This window comes from Methylomarinum vadi (assembly GCF_000733935.1).
Taxonomy (GTDB): Bacteria; Pseudomonadota; Gammaproteobacteria; order Methylococcales; family Methylomonadaceae; genus Methylomarinum; species Methylomarinum vadi.
In genome coordinates this window covers 945,016-964,485 of sequence record NZ_JPON01000001.1, presented here as the reverse complement: position 1 = coordinate 964,485, position 19,470 = coordinate 945,016, and the positions used below count along the sequence as shown (strand labels likewise).

Sequence of the window (19,470 nt, the reverse complement as noted above, 5' to 3'; positions counted from 1 at the left end):
CCTAGTTGATAATGCCGCGAGGCGAGAAAACCCCGTAGTAAAGAAATAACCAAGCAGCAACCATGCTCGCGCCAACCACCAGCATTAATGCCAGGGTTCCGATAGGGGGGCTTTCCAGAATCTTTTTCCGTTCCTCATCGCTGATCTGTTTCATGGGAGAATCTCCGGGATTATTGTTGTTATTGGAAAAGGTGCGGGCTTAGGGGTTGAAGAATAAGCGAACTCTGATAATACCTAGGCTAATTTACCCTGTCAATTAAAGTGTAAGGTTTTTAGGCGATACTACTCGCGCTGTTAATATGGCATTGAAAAAAAGTTTTTCAATCAAGCAATTATCATTTACATTTGATAAAGAAGATTAGATATATCACTGTACAGCTTCAATTTTACAAGATGATGACCTTACGACTTTGTTTGTCAACGCCTGGATAGAACTCTGTTTTCAATCCGTTAGCATTTGCTCATGGTTCAAGACATTTCTTTTTGTCGGATTAAGTCAGTGATTTTTGCCATCAAGTTGGTTGCTACTACTTGGTTTTTACCTTCAATGAGCAATGGGTTTTAAACACTAGGAACTATTGCATGGATATAAAAATTATCGCGGTTATTAAAGCCTTATTATTGCCGCCGGCCGGATTAATATTGTTGGGGTTATTGGGTTTGTTTGTTCGGCCGCAACGATTGGCTGACACCTTGATCACAATCAGTTTATTAGGGTTGATAGCCTGTAGCTTGCCTGTAATCGTCACTTTGTGGGCGAAATCGTGGGAAACGGTTCCTCCGCTGCCTCAACGGTCAATTTTGCAATTAAAGCCCGAAGCAATCGTGGTTCTTGGAGGGGGCTTAAAGCAATCGGGCAACGAAGTCGTATTGAAAAGCGGATCGTTAATGCGGTTACGTTATGCGGCAAATTTGGCGCGTGACACAGGATTACCATTATTACTTTCCGGAGGAGGGCGGCTAGAAGAATTTGATTTCTCCGAGGCAGAGTTAATGGCGGATTGTTTACGCAACGATTATGGCGTCCCCGCCCGTTGGCTGGAAGGTGAAAGCAAGAACACCGCAGAAAATGCGCGTTATAGCAATAAAATTCTGAGTCGGGAAGGCATTCGACGCATTATGTTGGTAACCCAGGCTTACCATATGCCGAGGGCATTGGTTCAATTCGAAAAGCAAGGTCTTGAGGTATTACCGGCGCCGACCGATTTTATCGGTAGCGACGAGCAATGGGATGTTTTCAGCTTCATCCCTTCGGTAGAGGCGCTGACAAATAGTTTCCTCTTAGCTCATGAATGGTTCGGAATGTATTGGTACAAATTGCGTTATTAGCGAATTGCTTTAAGCCAGCGTTCGGTAAATTGCCGCGATGGCCTTTTGGCATTTTTATGCCAGATTTCTTTCGACCTGGTGTTTTCGTTGACTAAAATTACGGCAGCGGCCTTCTTCATTCTTACCGATAGCAAATAATAAACTATGTTATTTAACCCGTTTCATTAATTATCCATCATAAGGTTTAAACCACCGGCTTTAGCCGGTCAGCTTTAGCTGCGATAATTTGCCCAAGGAGGTGGCGATGGACTATAGATACGGCAGCCATACGGTTTACCAAATTGAGTATCATTTTGTTTGGGTTACGAAGTATCGTTATAAAGTGCTGAAGGATGAAATAGCCGAACGAGTGAGAGACTTGGTGCGGCAGACATGCGAAGCCTTTGAGATACGGATTATCAAAGGTGTCGTGAGCAAAGATCATGTGCACATTTTGGTGAGTGCGCCGCCGACTATGGCCCCAAGCGAAATCATGAGGCGAATCAAGGGACGAACTTCGAGCTATCTGTTCGAAGAGTTCCCGCACTTGAAAAAGCGATATTGGGGTCGACATTTTTGAGCCCGCGGTTATTTTTGCGCCACAGTGGGGCAAATGACTGATGAGATGATAAAGCAATATTTGGAGCATCACTTTGAACCTAATCCAAACGATAATTTCAAGATGGAGCCCGACTAAGACGCGTCGTTTAGTCGACGCGTATCCGGACTTTCAGTCCGTTATTGGAACCCACCCGCTTGAGCGGGTGGTTGTTTAGTCAAATCACGCAAGGAAGAATGCAATATGCATTCTACATATCTGTAAGTGTTTAACTACATTAGTAATTATGGTTTTGGTCTGGTTGTTGCTTTGAATAAGAACCATTTTTATTATCAGGTATGAAAAATGAAAAGAAGAGATTTTCTGCGGGTCAGCGCGGCCGGGGTCGCCGCCTCCGCAATGGGAGGCGCCGGCCTGCTGTCCTGGACGCCACGCGCGTCTGCCGCAACGATCAACAAGACCTACTATATCACCGCCGGTTATATCGAACAGCCCGATGGGACCGATGTCTATTTTCGCGGCTTCAGCAACAGCAGCGGCTCTTTGAACGTTCCGGGCGAGTCGCTGATCGTTCAGGAAGGCGACACGGTCAACATCACCGTCGTCAATACCCTGTCGACCTCGCATAGTTTCGTCATCGATGGCTTGGTCGATTCCGGAACGATCAGGGGAGGGAGGAGCGCCAACCTCTCTTTCACGGCCAATAAGGTCGGATCTTTCCTATTCTATGACAAACTCAATGCCCCTTATAACCGCTTGGTCGGCCTGCACGGCGGCTTTGCCGTGATGCCTCAGGGAAGCAACAACGAGTTGTATGCCGGCAGCCCGCAATTCGTGCAACAGTATTTCTGGATTTTTAATGATATTGATCCAGTCTGGCATGATCGGATACGTAGAGGCTATACGCCGAGCACCCAATACATACCGCGCTATTTCACGTTGAACGGTCTGAGCGGAAGGCCGCCCGGCGCGCCAGGCGCCCATGATCCGAATATCGGTTCATTAACCGACCCTCGTTCCGCCTTGCATGGCCATATTGGCGACCGGACGTTGATCCGCATGTTCAATGTCGGCAAAGCGGACCAGTCCGTCCATGCGCACGCCAACCATATGGAATGGCTTACCGAAAACGGTGTGATCCGTCCCGACGTTTGGAAAAAGGATTGTTTGTATCTGGAAGGCGATATGGGATCCATAGACAGCATCTTCCCGTTCGAAACACCCCCCGATGCCTATCCGCCTGTGTCGACCGGCGCGTTTCCGATGCATCTGCATACCGAGATGTCACAAACGGCCGCCGGCGGTTCCTATATGTTCGGCGCGATGACCGATATTTATTTTGAATAAAGGAGGAGAATACGATGTTTAAGCTTAAAGAACCGCTGTTGATGGGCATGCGAGGTGGAGGCGGTGGCGGCATGGGCGGCGGAGGCGGTGGCATGATGGGCAGCGCCTGCTACACTTATCCGGCCTCGCCTTCGACGCCCGGTTTAACGACGCCCGACGTGATCTACAACCGCGGAATTTATATGAATGGCTCGATCACGATGGATGACGGCCGCAGCATCACCATCTGGGGCTTTAGCGACGGTGGCGGAGGCATGGGCGGTGGCGGCATGGGCGGCGACGGCATGATGGGCGGAAACGGCAATTTCCCTTCGCCGCCAATCCGTGTCTTCGAAGGTCAAATCGTCCATACTAACCTGAGTGTCAACGGCATGATGTGGCTGCATACGATCCATCATCACGGCATCGAACCGAGCATGGAGAATGACGGCGTCGGCCATATCACCTGGGATGTCGACGGCAGCTATACCTATCAATGGAAGCCGGCGCATCCCGGCACTTATTTTTATCATTGTCATACCAATACCGTGTTGCATGCGGAAATGGGCATGTATGGCGCGCTGATCGTCGACCCGTTGCCTGATCCCAATGATCCTCCCGGCACCAAGCGGCCATTCGCTAATGGCCCGATTTACGATGTCGAGGTGATCTGGGCGGTCGATGAGATCGACTCCAGTTGGCACAGTAAATCGTGGGCTGCTGGAACCTGCGGCGGCGACGCCGGCCTGAATTTACTGGAGCCGGATTATTTTATTATCACCGGCGTCGATGGGGCTCAGTCTGCATTGACGGCGCCCGGCATCGCTGCCACGGTGCAAGTCGGTCAAACATTGCTGATTCGCTATATTTGCGCGGGCTATCATCCCCAGGAAATCCACCTGGGCGGATTGACCGCCAATATCATCGCCTCGGACGGTCGGCCGTTGCCCAACCCCGTGCCGGTCGAGTCGTTCAGAGGCATTTCCGGCGAGCGTTATGACTTGATCGTCGAAGCGACCGATCCGGGTGAATACATCATCGAGATGGATATCAATGATTGGGTAACCGGTGAAACCTGGGGGACGGCAAGGACAAAAATAACGATTGTATGATTGCTCTGTTTTCTTATAGGCATGGATATCTACCAACTTTTGTTTCTTTCGTTGTTTCAACAACTCTTTGCGTGCTAGATGAAGGAGTTGTGTCGCTATCGCGACGGTTGTGTGAATGTCGGTTCGCGGACCAACAGCCGCGATACTTTCTTTTGCGTCGCCAAAAGAAAGTATCCAAAGAAAAGGCGCCCCGGATGCCGCTTACATCCTGCGCTCCAGCGGTTTTGCCGAGGGTTTTCGGAAGGGCTGTCCATAGCCCTCCGAAAACGAGCGGCTTCCGTGCCGCTCCCCGGTTGGGCTATTCTCGACAAAACCACCGGTGCTCGGCGCGGCATAACGGGATAAAACCAGTGTCCCTTAGCCCCTTCTGTATACTGAGTAGATTATAGACAGCGATTAAATCCATCCAGCCTATTTGGTCGAGTTACGGCTAGTGCCTGATCCGACCTTCATAACTATCACTCACTCAAACTCATCAAAACTTGGAGAACACATGGGTATCAGCGTGACGCAACTCGCGATCGTCTTGGCGATCGTGATTGTCTTATTTGGCACGAAACGACTGCGCACTGTTGGCGCCGATCTCGGCGGTGCGATCAAGGGGTTTCGTTCCGCGCTCAAGGAAGGCGAAGCCTTAGAAAACAAAGAGGCAGTGACCCTGCCTAGCAACATTAGTGTCGAAGAAGGTTCGGTTAATAAGACTCATCCATGATCATGGAAAAGTACGTGGCCGAAAGCGTCATGCGTGTGGGTCGAATCCTGTTATGGTTGCCGCTGCTGTCGGTATTCGTTGCCTGCGATCATGCCGATGCGCCGGCCAAAACCGAAACGGCGCTGGAACATGCCCGCAAGCACCTGGATCCAAGCTATGTTTGCCCGATGCACCCGCAAATCGTTAAAGACAGTCCGGGGAACTGCCCCATCTGCGGTATGCAGCTGGTCGAAAAAAAACAAACTATTGATTCGATAAATCCAACCGTCGAGCTTGATCACGGCACGGTCCAAAAACTGGGAGTGCGCAGCGTAGCGGTCCGAAAGGGAAGGATGGCAAAAACCATCAGGCTGTTGGGCCAGGTCGCCTACGATGAAAAAAATGTCGCCGAAATCCGCACCAGCACCTACGGCTGGGTCGAAAACCTAGGCGTGCGTAGCGAAGGCTTGCAAGTCAAACGCGGCCAGTTATTGCTGGAACTCTATTCCCCGGAATATTTGGATGCGCAACAGGAATTTTTAAAAGCCCAAAAGCAAGACAAGTCCGGCATCACCAAAAAATATGCGCAGCGTTCCGAAAGCGTTCCGATACGCGATTATCTGCGTTATTTGGGAATTCCCGATAGTTCGCTAAATGAAATCGCCCGAACAGGCCAAATCAAGCACCGGATTCCGGTCTATGCGCCGCAATTCGGCATTATTGTCCGCCATAACGTCCATAAACATCAGTTTTTAGAAGAAGATTTTTTAATGTTCACGATCGCCGACCTGTCCACGGTCTGGGTGGTGGTCGATGTTCCGGAATATCAGTTACAGTGGATCAGGCGAGGACTGAAAGCCACGATAACAGTTCCGTCCTTTCCCGGAAAATCCTGGGACGGCCGGGTGGACTATCTCTATCCTGAATTAGACGCCGGCAGCCGCAGTCTCAAAGTGCGTTTGTCGGTGCCCAATTTTTCCGGTGAATTAAAACCGAATATGCTCGCCCATGTGCGCATCGCCAGCCAGTTCGACGCCGAGGTGCTTAAGATTCCGTCCGAGGCGTTGATTATGAGCGGGGAGCGGGAAGTCGTGATTGTAGCATTAGGCGATGGCAAGTTTCGACCGGTCGAGGTGGTCTCGGGTTTGCGCGAGGGCGGTGACGTGCAGATTATTTCCGGCCTAAACGAAAACGACAGAGTCGTGGTCTCGGGACAATTTCTGCTCGATTCGGAAGCCAATCTCCAAGCCAGTTTTAAGCGTATCAACGCCGATTACGCGCAGCATTGATTGAGCTATCATGTTGAATCTACTGATACGCCAAGCGATCGAGCATCGCGTATTGATCTTAATCGCGACGTTGGCGCTGAGCATTTGGGGCTGGATTTCGGCGCAACAAACGGCGCTGGATGCGATACCGGATTTATCGGATGTGCAAGTCATCATCCGCACCCCTTATCCGGGGCAATCGCCCAAAATCGTCGAGGACCAGGTTACCCATCCCATTGCCTCCGCGATGCAGGCGGTACCGGGCGCAGAGGTCGTGCGCGGTTATTCGTTTTTCGGCGATTCCTACCTTTATATTATTTTTAAGGACGGCACCGATCTTTATTGGGCGCGCTCGCGCGTGCTGGAATATTTGAATCAGATTCAGGCGAGTTTGCCTGCCGATGCCTATCCGCGCCTGGGCCCCGATGCGTCGGGTGTGGGCTGGGTGTATTCCTACGCGCTGGTCGACCGTAGCGGTAGGCACGATATTTCGCAATTGCGGAGTCTGCAGGACAGCTTTTTAAAACTGGAGTTGCAAAGCGTGCCAGGTGTCGCCGAAGTCGCGTCGATAGGCGGCATGGTCCGCCAGTATCAAGTGATCGTGCATCCGGACAAATTGATCGCCCATCAGCTGACGCTGACTCAGGTCAGCGACGCGATCCGCAAGAATAATCAGGAAACGGGTGGCTCGGTGATCGAACAGGCCGAGGCCGAATACATGATTCATACCCAGGGTTATCTGACGTCTGTCAGGGACATTGAGATGATCCCGGTACGGCGGCTTGCAAACGGCGGCGTGATAACGCTACGCGATCTGGCGACTGTGCAGATCGGGCCCGAAATGCGGCGCGCCGCCACCGATCTTGATGGCGCAGGCGAAGTCGCCGGCGGCATTGTCGTGATGCGGCATGGTGAGAATGCCTTGTCTACGATAACGGCAGTCAAAAAAAGATTGGCGCAGCTGCGTCAAGGCTTGCCGGAAGGCGTCGAGCTGGTCACGACCTATGACCGTTCCGAACTGATTGAAAACGCACTCGCCAATCTGAGCGATAAACTGATGCTGGAATTTTTGTTCATCGCCTTGGTTTGCGGCATCTTTCTGTTTCATCTGCGCTCGGCGTTGATCGCGGTGATCTCGCTGCCGGTCGGCGTGTTAACGGCCTTCATCGTCATGCGCTGGCAAGGCGTCAGCGCCAATATCATGTCGCTGGGCGGCATCGCGATCGCGATCGGCACGATGACGGACGCCGCGATCGTCATGATCGAAAACGCCCATAAACATCTGCAAGGCTGGCGGCAACAACATCCGGGTCGGCAGCCGACATCGACAGAGCATTGGCAATTGATCCAACAGGCCTGCGAGGAAGTCGGGCCGGCGTTGTTCTTTTCGTTGCTGATCATCACCTGCAGCTTCATTCCGGTTTTCACGTTGGAGGCCCAGGAGGGGCGTCTGTTTTCGCCGCTGGCCTTCACGAAGACTTATGCGATGGCGGCCGCCGCGATTTTGGCCGTCACGTTAATTCCGGTGCTGTTGGGTTATCTGATTCGCGGCAATTTGCCGGATGAATCGGACAATCCGCTCAACCGCTGGCTGAACCGGCGTTACCGGCAAGCGCTGGCGTGGATGATCGCACGTTCGAACAAGACCTTGACATGGGCCACGCTGATCCTGATCAGTGTTTGGTTGCCGGTTTTTGGACTCAGTAGCATTTTATCACCGTTGAAATGGCCGGTAGAGCTGATCACTCAAAGTCCTGAAGACAACCGGTATCTGCAACAAGTGAATACCTGGCAGCACCAATTTGAGAGTTTTTGGCAACGGGCTTTTCGGCATGTGCCTGGATTGGCGAGGCTCTCGACAGGCATCGGCACCGAGTTCATGCCGCCTTTGTTCGAAGGCGACCTGATGTATATGCCGACGACCTTGCCGGGCATTGCGATAGGTAAGGCGCAAGAACTGTTGCAACAGACCAATCGCCTGATAGCCAGTGTGCCCGAGGTCGAACGCGTCTTCGGTAAAGTCGGGCGGGCCGAGACCGCGACCGATCCGGCCCCGCTGAATATGATCGAAACGCTGATCCGGCTCAAGTCCCGGCAACAATGGCGAGAAGGCATGACCCTAGAAAAACTGATTGCCGAATTGGATGCCTTAGTCTATTTGCCAGGGTTGAGCAATGCCTGGGTTATGCCGATCAAGACCCGCATCGATATGATGGCGACCGGCATCAAAACGCCGTTAGGCATAAAGATTTCCGGTGACAGTCCGGACGTCATCGAGCATATCGGCCGCGACATCGAAAACGCCTTGAATAATGTCGCCGGCACCCGTTCGGTGATCGCCGAACGCGTCAGCGGCGGACGTTACATCGAAATCATTCCGGACCGGAAACAATTGAGTTTGCTCGGGCTGAATATCGCCGACATCAACGCGCTGATACAGACTGCTGTCGGTGGCAGCAACGTTTCTTTTGTCGTCGAAGGTACGCAGCGTTATCCGCTGAACCTCAGATTTCCCCGCGAGCTGAGAGACGATATTGAGGAATTGAAAGAGATGACGCTGTTGACTTCAACCGGTCAGCTGATCGCGTTGGGGCAGGTCGCCGACATCAAAATCGTCAGCGGCCCGCCGGTTTATAAAACCGAAAACGCCCGCTTGCAGGGATGGGTCTTTATCGATACCGACGACGGCGATTTAGGCCGCTATATCGCGGCCGCGCATCAAGCCTTGCAAGCGACGGTGGACATCCCGGCCGGTTACGCCGTCAGTTGGGATGGCCAATATCGAGCCATGGAACGGGCCGCAGATAAACTGGCCCGGTTGATTCCGTTGACGCTGCTGAGCATCGTCGTGTTGCTGTATTTCATTTTCGCTAATGTCGGCCAAATATTGATCGTGCTGCTGACCTTGCCGTTTGCGTTGGTGGGCGGATTTTGGCTGATGTTTTTATTGGATTATCGGTTGTCGGTGGCCTCGGCGGTCGGATTCATCGCCCTTGCCGGCATGGCGATCGAATTCGGCGTCATCATGCAGCTTTATCTGGACAAGGCGATTGCGGACTATTCGGCCCGAGGACGACTGAACAACCACGAGGATTTAACTCAAGCCATTCTGGCTGGCGCCGTACAGCGCATGCGCCCGAAAGCAATGACCGTTGCGATCATTATTTTCGGCCTGCTGCCGATGATGTACGGACATGGCGCGGGTTCCGATGTCCTGCAGCGGATCGCGACGCCGATACTCGGCGGCATGATCACGGCGCCGTTGCTGTCGCTGTTCATCATTCCTGTGATTTACTTACGTTGGCAAGGTCGTCGATTGGGGTGAGAAAAACTGCGCGGAACGCTTTTCTTCGTCGATATTCGGCTGGATTTCCAGCAGCAGCAAGAACAGCAGGGTCAGGGCGGCGACGGTGCCAAAAGCCCAAAGAACCTTCTCTTTTCTGGTCATCGGACATGGGCTAGTGCTGCGGCCCCAAGCGATCGAGGCCCAGATGCGCTCGTACACATAGTACATGATCATGCGCGTGGAGTGGTGGTAGACGACGATAAGAGTGGCGATCAGGGCTGCCGACTGGCGAGAGGGCGGAATAAAAAGGAGAATAAGGTATGCTCCGATCCAGGTCCATACGATGCCAATCAGGCGCCAGAGCAGCGATTTTACGAGGGTACGACGGTGCAGTTCATTGGTGTTCGGTTCTTTCATGCTGTTTCTCTAATTCGTGCCGCGCCTTTGCCGGTGAGGATTCTGGCCTGCAGATAATCGCGACGCCAATTCGGCGTGCATTAGCCGCCCATCCCCAGGAATTTTGCCCCCTGATAGACCAGGATGCCGGCGCCCAGTGCGATCACCAGCAGCAGCGTTACGCCGAACAATGTCCAACGCCAACTTCCGGTTTCTTGGCGCATCACCGCCACGGTGGCCAGGCAGGGGATGAACAGCATCGTCACGGTCATGAAGGCGAGCGCCGAGGCGGGAGCGACCTGGGCGGCGAGCGTGGGGATCAGGCCGCTTCCGCCTTGGCCGTAGAGGATGCCGAGCGTGACAATGACGTTCTCCTTGGCGACGAAACCGGCGATCAGCGCCACCAGCATGCGCCAGTCCATGCCCATCAAGTCGCCGAGCGGCGCGATTCCCTGTCCGAGGCGGGCGAGATAACTCTGTTCGAGGTCGCCGCTAGGGAAATAGCTCAACGCCCAGATCAGCACCGACGCGATCAGGATCAGGCTGCCGGCCTTGCGCGCGAAGGCCCAGGTGTTATGCCAGACAAAGGCGGCGATGGTGCGGGCGTTTGGCATATGATAGAGCGGCAGTTCCATGATGAAGGCCATGTGTTGGCCGCGAAACAGCGTACGGTTGAGCATGATGCCCAGCAGCGCCAGCACCACCAGGTTCAACATGACCAGGGCGAGTACGACTAGTAGTGCCGCTGTGCCGAAGAAAGCCGGAGCGAGAAAGGCGAGCACGACCAGTCGAGCGCTGCATGGCACCAACGGCGCGAGCAGAATGGTCAACAATTGGCCGCTCCGCGATTCGACCACCCGCGCGCCCATGACCGCCGGCACGTTGCAGCCGAAGCCGAGAAACAGCGGCAGGAAACTCTTGCCGTGCAGTCCGAGCGCGTGCATGAAGCGGTCCATCAGATAGGCGCTGCGGGCGAGATAACCGGTGTCTTCCAACAGTGCCAAGAGGGCGAAGAACAGCGCAAGTACAGGCAGGAACGTCAGGACCAGGCCAGCGCCGCCTAACACGCCTTCGGCGACGAGGGCTGTGAGCCAGGTAGGCGCGTCGGCGAGTAACTGCCGCACCGTCGCCTGCGCCTGTCCGATCGCGGTGACGTCCAGCCATTCCTGCAGCGGGACCGCGAGCGTGAACGTCAGCCAGAATACGGCCGCGAAAACACTGAAGAGCAAGACTAAGCCCCATAACGGATGCACCGCGATACGGTCCAGTTTATCGGTCAGACTCACTTGGCCGAGGCGCGGGCGGATCACGGCGGCCCGCACCATACGGCCTATCCATGCGTAGCGGCCGCTGGCTATGTCGAGCACCGCGTCTTCATGCGCGTGCAGCAGGGCTTCGATCTTAGGCCAGCGTTGTTGACCGCTCCAGTCTTTGGCTTTGTGAGTGATTTCGGCATCGCCTTCCAGCAGCTTGAGTGCGACCCAATCCGGATCGAACGGCGACGGAACCTGTTCGGCGACCATCGTCTTCAATTGCTTGAATACCTGACGGTGCGGAGCGGCAATCCGCGGACGCGCCGGTTGGAAGCTGTCCGGATGGCTGGCCAGTCGCTCGATGGCGGCGATGAGTTCGGTCATCCCTTGGTTGCGGGTCGCGACGATGGGAACAACCGGCAAGCCCAGCGCGGCTTCCAGCACATGCGCTTCGATCTTAATGCCCTGGTCCTCGGCGACATCCAGCATATTCAGCGCCAGCACGACCGACGCCCGCAGGCTCAGCAACTCGGCAAGCAGATAAAGGTTGCGCTCCAGCGACGAGGCGTCGGCCACCATCACGATGACGTCGGGCCGCTCTTCGATGATGAAATCGCGCGCGACGCGTTCCTCAAGGCTGTGCGCCGTCAGGCTATAGGTTCCCGGCAGATCGATCAGGCGCAGCCGTGTGTTATTGTGAATCAGTGAGCCTTCCTTACGCTCCACGGTCTTGCCTGGCCAGTTGCCGACGTGCTGGGAAAGCCCCGTCAACAGGTTGAAGACCGTGGACTTGCCCACGTTGGGCTGCCCGGCCAGACCTACCAGCAGCGTTTGTTTGTGTGACGTGGGCTCAGTTGGCCGGTTCATCGTCAGTTTCCTGCACCAGAATCTTCAAGGCCTCTCCCCGACCTAAGGCAATACGGCTTTCGTGCGTGCGCACCAGTATTGGGCCTCGTTCTGAATTCTGCAGTATCTCGATGTCCGTTCCCTTCGCCAGTCCCATTCCCGCCAGGCGGCCGGAGAAATCCGAGCCGCCTTGGATATCCCGGACGATCGCGTGCTTGCCGGCTGCGAGTTGGACGAGAGGAATTAGTTGGCGGTCGTTCATGCTTGTCCCTTGCGTCCCCTATGTCGTCCCGCGCCGCGTCCATGCCCGCCAGTCGCGGAACTCTGCGCGCAGCGTTGAAAGGCCGGCAGGTGGCGCTGCTGTGACGCTTCCTGGAGATTACGGAACACTCTGAGTATATCCGGGTGCTCCGTCGCACGAAGCAGCCGCTGATACATGTCTTCGTTGGCGATTTCGGCGGCGATACCGGCTTCGCAGGCTTGTTGCAGACTGGTATAGCGCTGAACCTTGCCCGGCCAGGAATTCTCGGGTATGGTCAGACCATAGCGCGTGAACAGCACGAAAAGGGCATCGATATGTCGCCCCTCGGCAGCGCGGATATTGCTGAACGGAGGCACCTCACCGAAGTCGGCAATCACCTGGTTATAGGTCGCGAAGGCGCGGTATTCGTCATCGAGGGCCTCGTTCAGCGCGTGGATTTCGGTTTCCGATAAATCGGTCATAGCGTAACCTCCAAGTATAAAGTCAAGGATGCGTCCATACGCGGAATTCCCGGTAAACTGGCAAACAACAGTACCTCTTAGTGTTGCCAGCCGATATAGGTACCATTACTATTCAATCGAACATTCCTAATATTATCTCAACATATCGTTACAATCATGCCCGTTAGCTCTCCTGAGTGAAGAATGCTTAGTAAAAAGGTTTGTGACTGGAAAAACAAAACATTTCTCGCAGTATTGTTGACCGTTCAACTTTGCTCTGAAAGTCCGGTGCTTGCGGAACCTTTTGAATTCTTTAAACCCAAGAAGGCGTTGGAATATCCAGACTCTTTTGCCTCTGCATTGACCGGAAATTGGAGCGGTGTTCGAACGACGGCGCTGCAACACGGAATCCGCTTCGATATTGCCAACTCCGGCGATTTACTGGCCAACTCGCGTGGAGTAAGAGCCGATATCCGTTATGCTAACCTGTTGGAAACCGCTTTCACGGCCGATATCGACACGTTAGCGGGGTGGCCCGGCGGCACGCTTTATATTATGGCCATCGCTTCCCTGGGTGGAGACTCGGCCGAGACGAACGGCAGCATTAGCGCGCCCAGTAATCTGACGGCCGCCGATGGCTTCAAGCTGTTCGAAGCCTGGTATGAACAAAGCGTGTTTGACGATAGGGTCGGTATCTTGGCAGGACTTTACGCCGTCGATTCCGAATTCGATGTCAAGGGAACCGCCGACGTTTTTCTTAACGGCGCCTTCGGTACGGGCCTGGATTTGTCCGAAACCGGTATTAACGGTCCTTCGGTTTTTCCGGTGACCTCTCTCGGCGTCAGGGTACGCGCTAATCTCAGCCAGGAAGTCACGGTGCGGGTGGCCGTTTTGGACGGCGTACCGGGCGATCCAAACGACTCCTCCGGGACACAGATCAGTCTGAAAGGGGCCGATGGCCTGCTCATCATGAGCGAAATCAATTATCAACCCGAACAGTTCGATTTCCTGCGCTTCGGATTGGGGTCATGGTTGTACACCGCCGAGTTTAAGGATCTGCTCGACACCTATGCTAATGGCGATCCTGTGCGCCGAAATGGCACTTACGGTGTTTATGGCTTTGTCGAAGGGGTGATCTTCACTGAAACGGAGGCGCGTGACCAGGGGCTGAGCGCTTTTCTCCGCATGGGCGGAGCCGACGAGGACGTCAATCAAATAGCAAGATTTTATGGTGCCGGTTTGGTCTACACCGGCCTGATCCCCAATCGCGACGACGATATAGTGGGTTTGGGCATCGCCGTGGGCGTCAACGGCGAAAAATATAAACGCGCTCGGCAAAGCGGCGGAGTCGCGGTCAGGGATGCGGAAATCGCCTTGGAACTGACGTATAGGGCTCAGCTCATGCGATGGTTCAGCTTTCAGCCGGTTCTCCAGTATTATATTAATCCCGGCGCTAATCCCGCCTTGAACGACAGTCTTGTCGGCGGCTTCAGGTACAGCATAAATTTCTGAGGAGACTGAGTTTTCATGATATTCGCTAAGCGGGCAAGTTGGTGGTCGCATTCGACCTTGATAGCGGCGATGCTCGGCGTCGGCTGCAACTCTACGCTGCACGAGGAAGCAATGCTCCGGCAGGCACAAGCCATCGGTACCGAATGTCCGCCGCCACGCTTAACGCCGCAGCTCCCACACGCTTATTACCAGAAGCATAACCCATTTCCGGCGACAGCCGACAACATTGCACTAGGAAAACGCTTATATGAGCGCGATATGCTACCTGCTTCATGTGCGGATTGTCATGGCATCGAAGGCGACGGGCAAGGGCCGATCGGCAAATACCTGCGGCCTCCGCCGACCGATTTTACCTGTAAAGAACTGATGGATACTTTACCCGACGGCCGCTTGTTTTGGGTGATTCAAAATGGATGGGGATTTTTTGAGATGGCGCCCGGCCACAGCCGGGACACGTTGAAACGGCCTGGCCGACGCCCCCGTTACACCTACATGCACGGTCACAAGAATCATTTGAGCGAGGTGCAGATTTGGCATTTGCTACTCTACATCAGGAGCCTGTCGAAATAACCTCCGTTGCAGCGATAAAGTTTCTGTTATTGAATACTCCCGGTTGTATCTCATGCCGGACCTAATCGGTTTAACGATTTCTTGCCAGGTTTCGGGTATGTACTTTAACCTGAGTTTGGTTTAAGAACGCCATAGAGCATCAGGTATTGACACCGGAAGACGCCGTCAATACCCTCTGTAGGCTAGCCGAAATTAGGTTACTTTAATTGTTTGACATATCAAAAAGGCCACATTGAACATTATGAAATTTATAGTGATGTGCGTAATTGCATTGACGCTTTTTTCACCTGTTTCGAGCAATGCCGGCGAGGCGTTATCGGCTTTTTCCAGACTTGATAATGCGGGTTTGATCATTTTAGATTCCAGTGGCCGGACTGTTCTTGCCGATCATGCCGACAGGCCGTTGATTCCGGCCTCGACAACCAAGCTTCCGACTGCCTGGATGGCGTTAAAACATTGGGGGGAAGATTATCGCTTTCGTACCCATTTTTATCTGGACGAGGCGGGCACAACTCTATGGGTCAAAGGCAGCGGCGATCCTTATTTGGTTTCGGAAGAACTGGAGATCATTGCGAGAAAACTTAAGCAGAGAGGCTTGAAACAAATCGAAGCCATCGGCCTGGATACGGCGATATTCGAACAGGATTTGCTGCTGCCGGGCACCGGCGCGACCAACAATCCCTACGATGCGGTGCCCAGTGCCGTTGCCGCGAATTTCAACACGCTAAACCTTAAAAAGGTCGGTGGCCGCGTGAGGTCAGCCGAAGCCCACACGCCTTTGACCGAGTATGGGAAACGTTTAGCGGACTCTCTGGGGAATGGGATATTGCGGGTCAATACCGGCCCGAATCCGCGCAACGCCGAGCGATATTTTGCCGAGCTGCTGGCCGCTTTTTTACGGAAGCAAGGTGTCCAAGTAGGTTCCCGAATCGTGTATGGCCAGGTTCCTAACCGGCCTGTTTTTTATACGCATGTGAATGGCAAGACGCTGGGCGAGATCGTACGCACGATGCTAAAATATTCCACGAATTTCATCGCCAACCAATTAATCCTGATGCTGGTTGCGGAAACGTCTCAACGTCCGGCCAACAGCGCCGAAGTGCAACGGTACATGGAAGAAGCGCTGTTTCGCCGCTTTGCTTGGGAAAATTTCTCGTTGGCGGATGGCGCCGGCTTGTCCCGCGGTAACCGCCTGTCACCGCAACAATTGACCGAGCTGTTACAGGCTTTTCGCCGTTGGAAGCACTTGTTACCGGAAATCGAACCCGGCATCTATGCGAAATCGGGAACGTTAAACGGTGTTAGCGCGTTGGCGGGATATTTTGTTAAAGGCAGCGAATGGCGGCCCTTTGCCATCATCATGAACGAAAGAGTGCCTTATCGCTTGAGAAACCGCATCGCCCGAGAGCTTTCGAGACGGCAAAGCGCCAATCTTGCCGGCGTTTTCGATTAGACCTGTAGGTCGGGCATGTTTTTTTTATGCCCGACAAGTAAATTATTTCACTAGCGCGACAATTTTAGGATTTCCGAAACTTTCTCGATTATTGCCCAAGTTGTTGGACAACGAACAGCGTTTCTTGACTTAGTGTGTCCGGCATGGTTTAAAACTCGTTATCTAAAAAGAGATAACCGGAGCGGTATGCTTGCCTGTGAAGAAGACATATCATAGTCCTTCAAAATTCGGCGCCTTAATACCTTCGTCCTCCGGGATAAGGTTAGAAGAGGGCGTCAAAAGAACCGAATTCTGAAGTGCGAACAGTCGTTGATAATATGACAAAGTAGAGATAAGATCGAACCGTCTTTGGTTGATTTTGTCCGTTGCTGACGTAAACGATGAGTTGGACTTTGCCGTATTCGAGTGGGATGCTTCCGCTGTTAGCGGAAAAGCCAACTGTTTTCAAGCAGCACGATAGCATGATTACGATCTGCGTCCTTTGCCGCATAGACCAGCGTTACGTCACCCTTGTCCAGCTCCTGTTTTAAGGTTTGGATTTGCTCGTGGTTGCTCTTGAGTTCTGCGAGATACCGTTCCTTGAACTCTTCCCATTTGCTCTGGTCGTGGCCAAACCATTTTCGGAGCTCCGTGTTAGGGGCGATATCTTTTAGCCACAGATCGATACTCGCTTTTTCCTTTGTCAACCCACGCGGCCAGAGTCTGTCCACGAGGATTCGCCGGCCGTCATATTCGTCCGGCGGTTCATAGACCCTTTTAATCTTGAGTTTGTATTGATCCGGGTGTTGCATTAGGAAAAAAGTCATTCGGCCGTCTGTTTATTGGCAATGAGCCAGCCTTTGACGGCTACAATCACTAACGGTATGACGCCGAATATAATGAACACCATGTCTCCGGGAAGCCGTAACCATTCGATCAGGCGAGACCGGGCGCTTCCCGTATACTCAAGGCTGCGTGCATGCCAGTATCCATGCTGCGCCACATCCCAGACCTGCAACACGCCACCGGGAAACAAACTCATACTTAGCATAAGCGCCAGGCCGGCATTACATCCCCAAAATCCGACCTTGGCATATTTTTCTATGCCAGCCCAGTGGGGGTCACTGCTGGTCTGGCGCACCACGAATATCATCAACGCCAGCGCCAACATTCCAAAGACCCCCATCATAGCGGCATGGCCGTGGTTGGGGGTAAGCTGCGTGCCGACTTCGAAATAGCTAATGACCGGCAAGTTGATCAAGAAGCCGCAGATGCCTGCGCCCACAAAGTTCCAAAAGCCTACCGACATCAAGAAGTAAAAAGTCCACTTATGCGGCACGGCTACCGGCTTGCCGCAGGTGTCGCAGTCGGCGCGTGTGGTGCGGATGAATGCCCACGCATCCAAGGTCAACAATGTTAGCGGCACCACCTCTAGTGTCGAGAACATCGATGACATCGCCATGTTGAAGCTGGTTTGTCCGGTAAAATACCAGTGATGGCCGGTTCCGATCAAGCCGCCGGCGAAATACAAAATGGCATCCAAGTAGACCACCCTTAATGCAACGTTGCGTTGAGTAAGACCCAGTTGATAGAACATCAGCGCAACCATTGTGGTGACGAAAAATTCAAAGAATCCTTCGACCCATAAATGAATGATCCAGAATCGCCAGGTATCGACGACTGTGAAATTGGTTTTGGCCCCGAAGAAAAGCGCCGGAAGATAGAACATTGGAATCGCCAGGGAAGCGAACAAGAACATCCTAGTCAGAGGTTTCACGGCAGGATCGGTTAACTCCGAGGATTCCATCAGTTTCAACAAGATCGCAAACCAGACCAACAGACCGCCTATAAGCAGATACTGCCATAGACGGCCAAGCTCCATGTACTCCCACCCTTGGTTGCCTAGCCAGAACCACCACTGATCCAACAACTGTGAGATCCCCGCCCACTCGCCGAACAGGCTGCCGGCGATGACAATGACGAAAGCGCCGAACAATAAATGGACCGACCCGGCGAGCCAGCGCGGTTCGTCAGTTCGCAGCGAACGGCCGAGAAATAACGCGGCCGCAATATAGGCGGTTGCAATCCAAAAAACCGCCGTCTGCAGATGCCATGTGCGCGTCAGATTGCTGGGAAATATCCGCTCAAGTTGGAAGCCGTAAAAACTATCGGGGGCCGCCCGATAGTGAGCTGTCGCACCGCCTAGCAATGTTTGCATCAGGAACAGTAGCATTACCACGACGAAGAACTTTACGAGGGCGAGCTGGCCGGCGCTCGCTTGATTGGGCAACAAATGGGGATGCACATGTTTTTCTGTGCTAATCCAACCGAGATAATCGAATTTACCGAATATCAACAGTACCGTAGCGATACCGGCTAGCAGCATGATTAGACTCAGCGCGCTCCATAACACGGCGTCAGGCGTCACCCTATTGCCTACGCTGGGGTCGTAGGGAAAGTTGTTGGTATAGGAATGGGTTTCGCCGGGACGATTGGTCACTGCAGCCCAAGCAGTCCATGTGACGAAAGCGGTAAACTGCTGCAATTCGACAGGATTGTTGATCAGTCCGCGCTCGAGCCCGCCATTGCTCGCGGGGTCGAGGAAGTACTCGCGCCAGTAGTTGGCTTCCTGGCGGTAAGCGGCGGTTGCCGGCGGCGTCAGATGTAATGTCCCACTGGCGGCATCGTAACGATTGGTTTTTAGTTCGATGGCTGTTTGCGCATAGACCGCGGCTTGTTTTTCTGGTGTCAGCGCCACCAATGGTTTCCTATATTGCCGCTGAGCGATTACCGCAGCGGTATGCTCGCCGATACGGTGTAACGCTTCGGCCGAATAATCGGGGCCCAGATAGGCGCCATGGCCCCAGACACTGCCGTTATCCATCAATCCGTATTTGAGAAAGACTTCCTGGCCTTTGCCGATGTCCTCAGCGCTAAACAGGCGTTTCCCTTGTTCATCGACAACCTGGGACGGAATTGGGGGCGCGTGACGGTAGGCCAGAAACGTAATGAGGATTAGGACGGCAAAGCCCAGAACCATCACGATCAGCACCGTGCGCAGCCACCAAGGACAGAGCGGAATCCTCGGCAGTTAAGGGTTGTGCGGCAACACTCATGGGGTTCTCCCAAGAATTACTATGAAAGTCGCGAAGCGACATCTTAACCTTCCTAGCCCTTAGGAGGGCGTCGTAAAACCCCAATTTCTTTGA

16 protein-coding genes and 1 pseudogene are annotated in these 19,470 nt (G+C 53.6%); 10 read left to right on the top strand and 7 right to left on the bottom strand.

Going from position 1 to position 19,470, the window contains the following annotated elements:
* Position 1: 1 nt before the first annotated feature.
* Positions 2-154: a hypothetical protein gene (locus EP25_RS23580; RefSeq protein ID WP_031432866.1), complete on the bottom strand. Its 153-nt coding sequence runs from the start codon at positions 152-154 to the stop codon at positions 2-4.
* Positions 155-693: 539 nt separating this feature from the next.
* On the opposite strand from EP25_RS23580, the gene EP25_RS0104915 reads away from it, so the two are divergent.
* From EP25_RS0104915 to EP25_RS0104875, 7 genes and pseudogenes are all read left to right on the top strand, one after another.
* A complete protein-coding gene (locus tag EP25_RS0104915; protein WP_235185845.1) occupies positions 694-1,329 on the top strand; it encodes a YdcF family protein in 636 nt (211 codons plus the stop codon).
* A 244-nt stretch (positions 1,330-1,573) separates the two neighbouring features.
* A pseudogene (tnpA, locus tag EP25_RS0104905) lies at positions 1,574-2,005 on the top strand (IS200/IS605 family transposase).
* Between the two features lie 207 nt (positions 2,006-2,212).
* Positions 2,213-3,214 (top strand): multicopper oxidase domain-containing protein, encoded by a 1,002-nt coding sequence (locus EP25_RS0104895; protein WP_031432864.1) that lies wholly within the window; start codon positions 2,213-2,215, stop codon positions 3,212-3,214.
* A 14-nt stretch (positions 3,215-3,228) separates the two neighbouring features.
* Positions 3,229-4,305, top strand: coding sequence for a multicopper oxidase domain-containing protein (locus EP25_RS0104890; RefSeq protein WP_051906395.1), 1,077 nt, complete (start codon positions 3,229-3,231; stop codon positions 4,303-4,305).
* Positions 4,306-4,798: 493 nt separating this feature from the next.
* Positions 4,799-5,017 carry a Sec-independent protein translocase subunit TatA gene (locus EP25_RS0104885; protein ID WP_031432862.1) on the top strand — a complete coding sequence of 73 codons (219 nt, stop codon included), beginning with the start codon at positions 4,799-4,801 and terminating at the stop codon, positions 5,015-5,017.
* 2 nt (positions 5,018-5,019) lie between these two features.
* Positions 5,020-6,285, top strand: coding sequence for an efflux RND transporter periplasmic adaptor subunit (locus tag EP25_RS0104880; RefSeq protein ID WP_160172699.1), 1,266 nt, complete (start codon positions 5,020-5,022; stop codon positions 6,283-6,285).
* A 10-nt stretch (positions 6,286-6,295) separates the two neighbouring features.
* Complete coding sequence (locus EP25_RS0104875; protein WP_031432860.1) at positions 6,296-9,589, top strand: efflux RND transporter permease subunit; 3,294 nt, start codon at positions 6,296-6,298, stop codon at positions 9,587-9,589.
* Here EP25_RS0104875 and EP25_RS0104870 read toward each other — a convergent pair.
* The 4 genes from EP25_RS0104870 to EP25_RS0104855 form a co-directional block, all read right to left on the bottom strand.
* On the bottom strand, positions 9,560-9,967 hold the full coding sequence (locus EP25_RS0104870; protein ID WP_031432859.1) for a DUF2061 domain-containing protein: 408 nt from the start codon (positions 9,965-9,967) through the stop codon (positions 9,560-9,562). The genes EP25_RS0104875 and EP25_RS0104870 overlap by 30 nt on opposite strands.
* Positions 9,968-10,047: 80 nt before the next feature.
* Positions 10,048-12,066 carry a ferrous iron transport protein B gene (gene feoB, locus EP25_RS0104865; RefSeq protein WP_036300256.1) on the bottom strand — a complete coding sequence of 673 codons (2,019 nt, stop codon included), beginning with the start codon at positions 12,064-12,066 and terminating at the stop codon, positions 10,048-10,050.
* Positions 12,050-12,307 (bottom strand): FeoA family protein, encoded by a 258-nt coding sequence (locus EP25_RS0104860; protein WP_031432857.1) that lies wholly within the window; start codon positions 12,305-12,307, stop codon positions 12,050-12,052. Before EP25_RS0104860 ends, feoB begins: the two co-directional genes overlap by 17 nt.
* Positions 12,304-12,768 (bottom strand): ferritin-like domain-containing protein, encoded by a 465-nt coding sequence (locus tag EP25_RS0104855; protein ID WP_031432856.1) that lies wholly within the window; start codon positions 12,766-12,768, stop codon positions 12,304-12,306. The genes EP25_RS0104860 and EP25_RS0104855 overlap by 4 nt, the downstream gene beginning before the upstream one ends.
* A gap of 309 nt (positions 12,769-13,077) precedes the next feature.
* Here EP25_RS0104855 and EP25_RS0104850 point away from each other — a divergent pair, with 309 nt between their 5' ends.
* From EP25_RS0104850 to EP25_RS0104840, 3 genes are all read left to right on the top strand, one after another.
* Positions 13,078-14,259, top strand: coding sequence for a carbohydrate porin (locus EP25_RS0104850; protein ID WP_160172698.1), 1,182 nt, complete (start codon positions 13,078-13,080; stop codon positions 14,257-14,259).
* A gap of 15 nt (positions 14,260-14,274) precedes the next feature.
* Positions 14,275-14,829, top strand: a complete 555-nt coding sequence (locus EP25_RS22405) for a c-type cytochrome (RefSeq protein ID WP_051906393.1) — start codon at positions 14,275-14,277, stop codon at positions 14,827-14,829.
* Positions 14,830-15,070: 241 nt separating this feature from the next.
* Entirely contained in the window at positions 15,071-16,282 is a 1,212-nt protein-coding gene (locus EP25_RS0104840; protein WP_036300253.1) for a D-alanyl-D-alanine carboxypeptidase/D-alanyl-D-alanine-endopeptidase, read from the top strand.
* A 422-nt stretch (positions 16,283-16,704) separates the two neighbouring features.
* On the opposite strand, the gene EP25_RS0104835 is transcribed toward EP25_RS0104840, so the two are convergent.
* Both EP25_RS0104835 and EP25_RS21770 read right to left on the bottom strand, forming a co-directional pair.
* Entirely contained in the window at positions 16,705-17,073 is a 369-nt protein-coding gene (locus EP25_RS0104835) for a DUF488 domain-containing protein (RefSeq protein WP_031432852.1), read from the bottom strand.
* Positions 17,074-17,084: 11 nt separating this feature from the next.
* The gene (locus tag EP25_RS21770; protein WP_235185844.1) at positions 17,085-19,313 is read right to left on the bottom strand and encodes a nitric-oxide reductase large subunit; all 2,229 of its coding nucleotides are present in this window, start codon (positions 19,311-19,313) and stop codon (positions 17,085-17,087) included.
* Positions 19,314-19,470 lie beyond the last annotated feature (157 nt).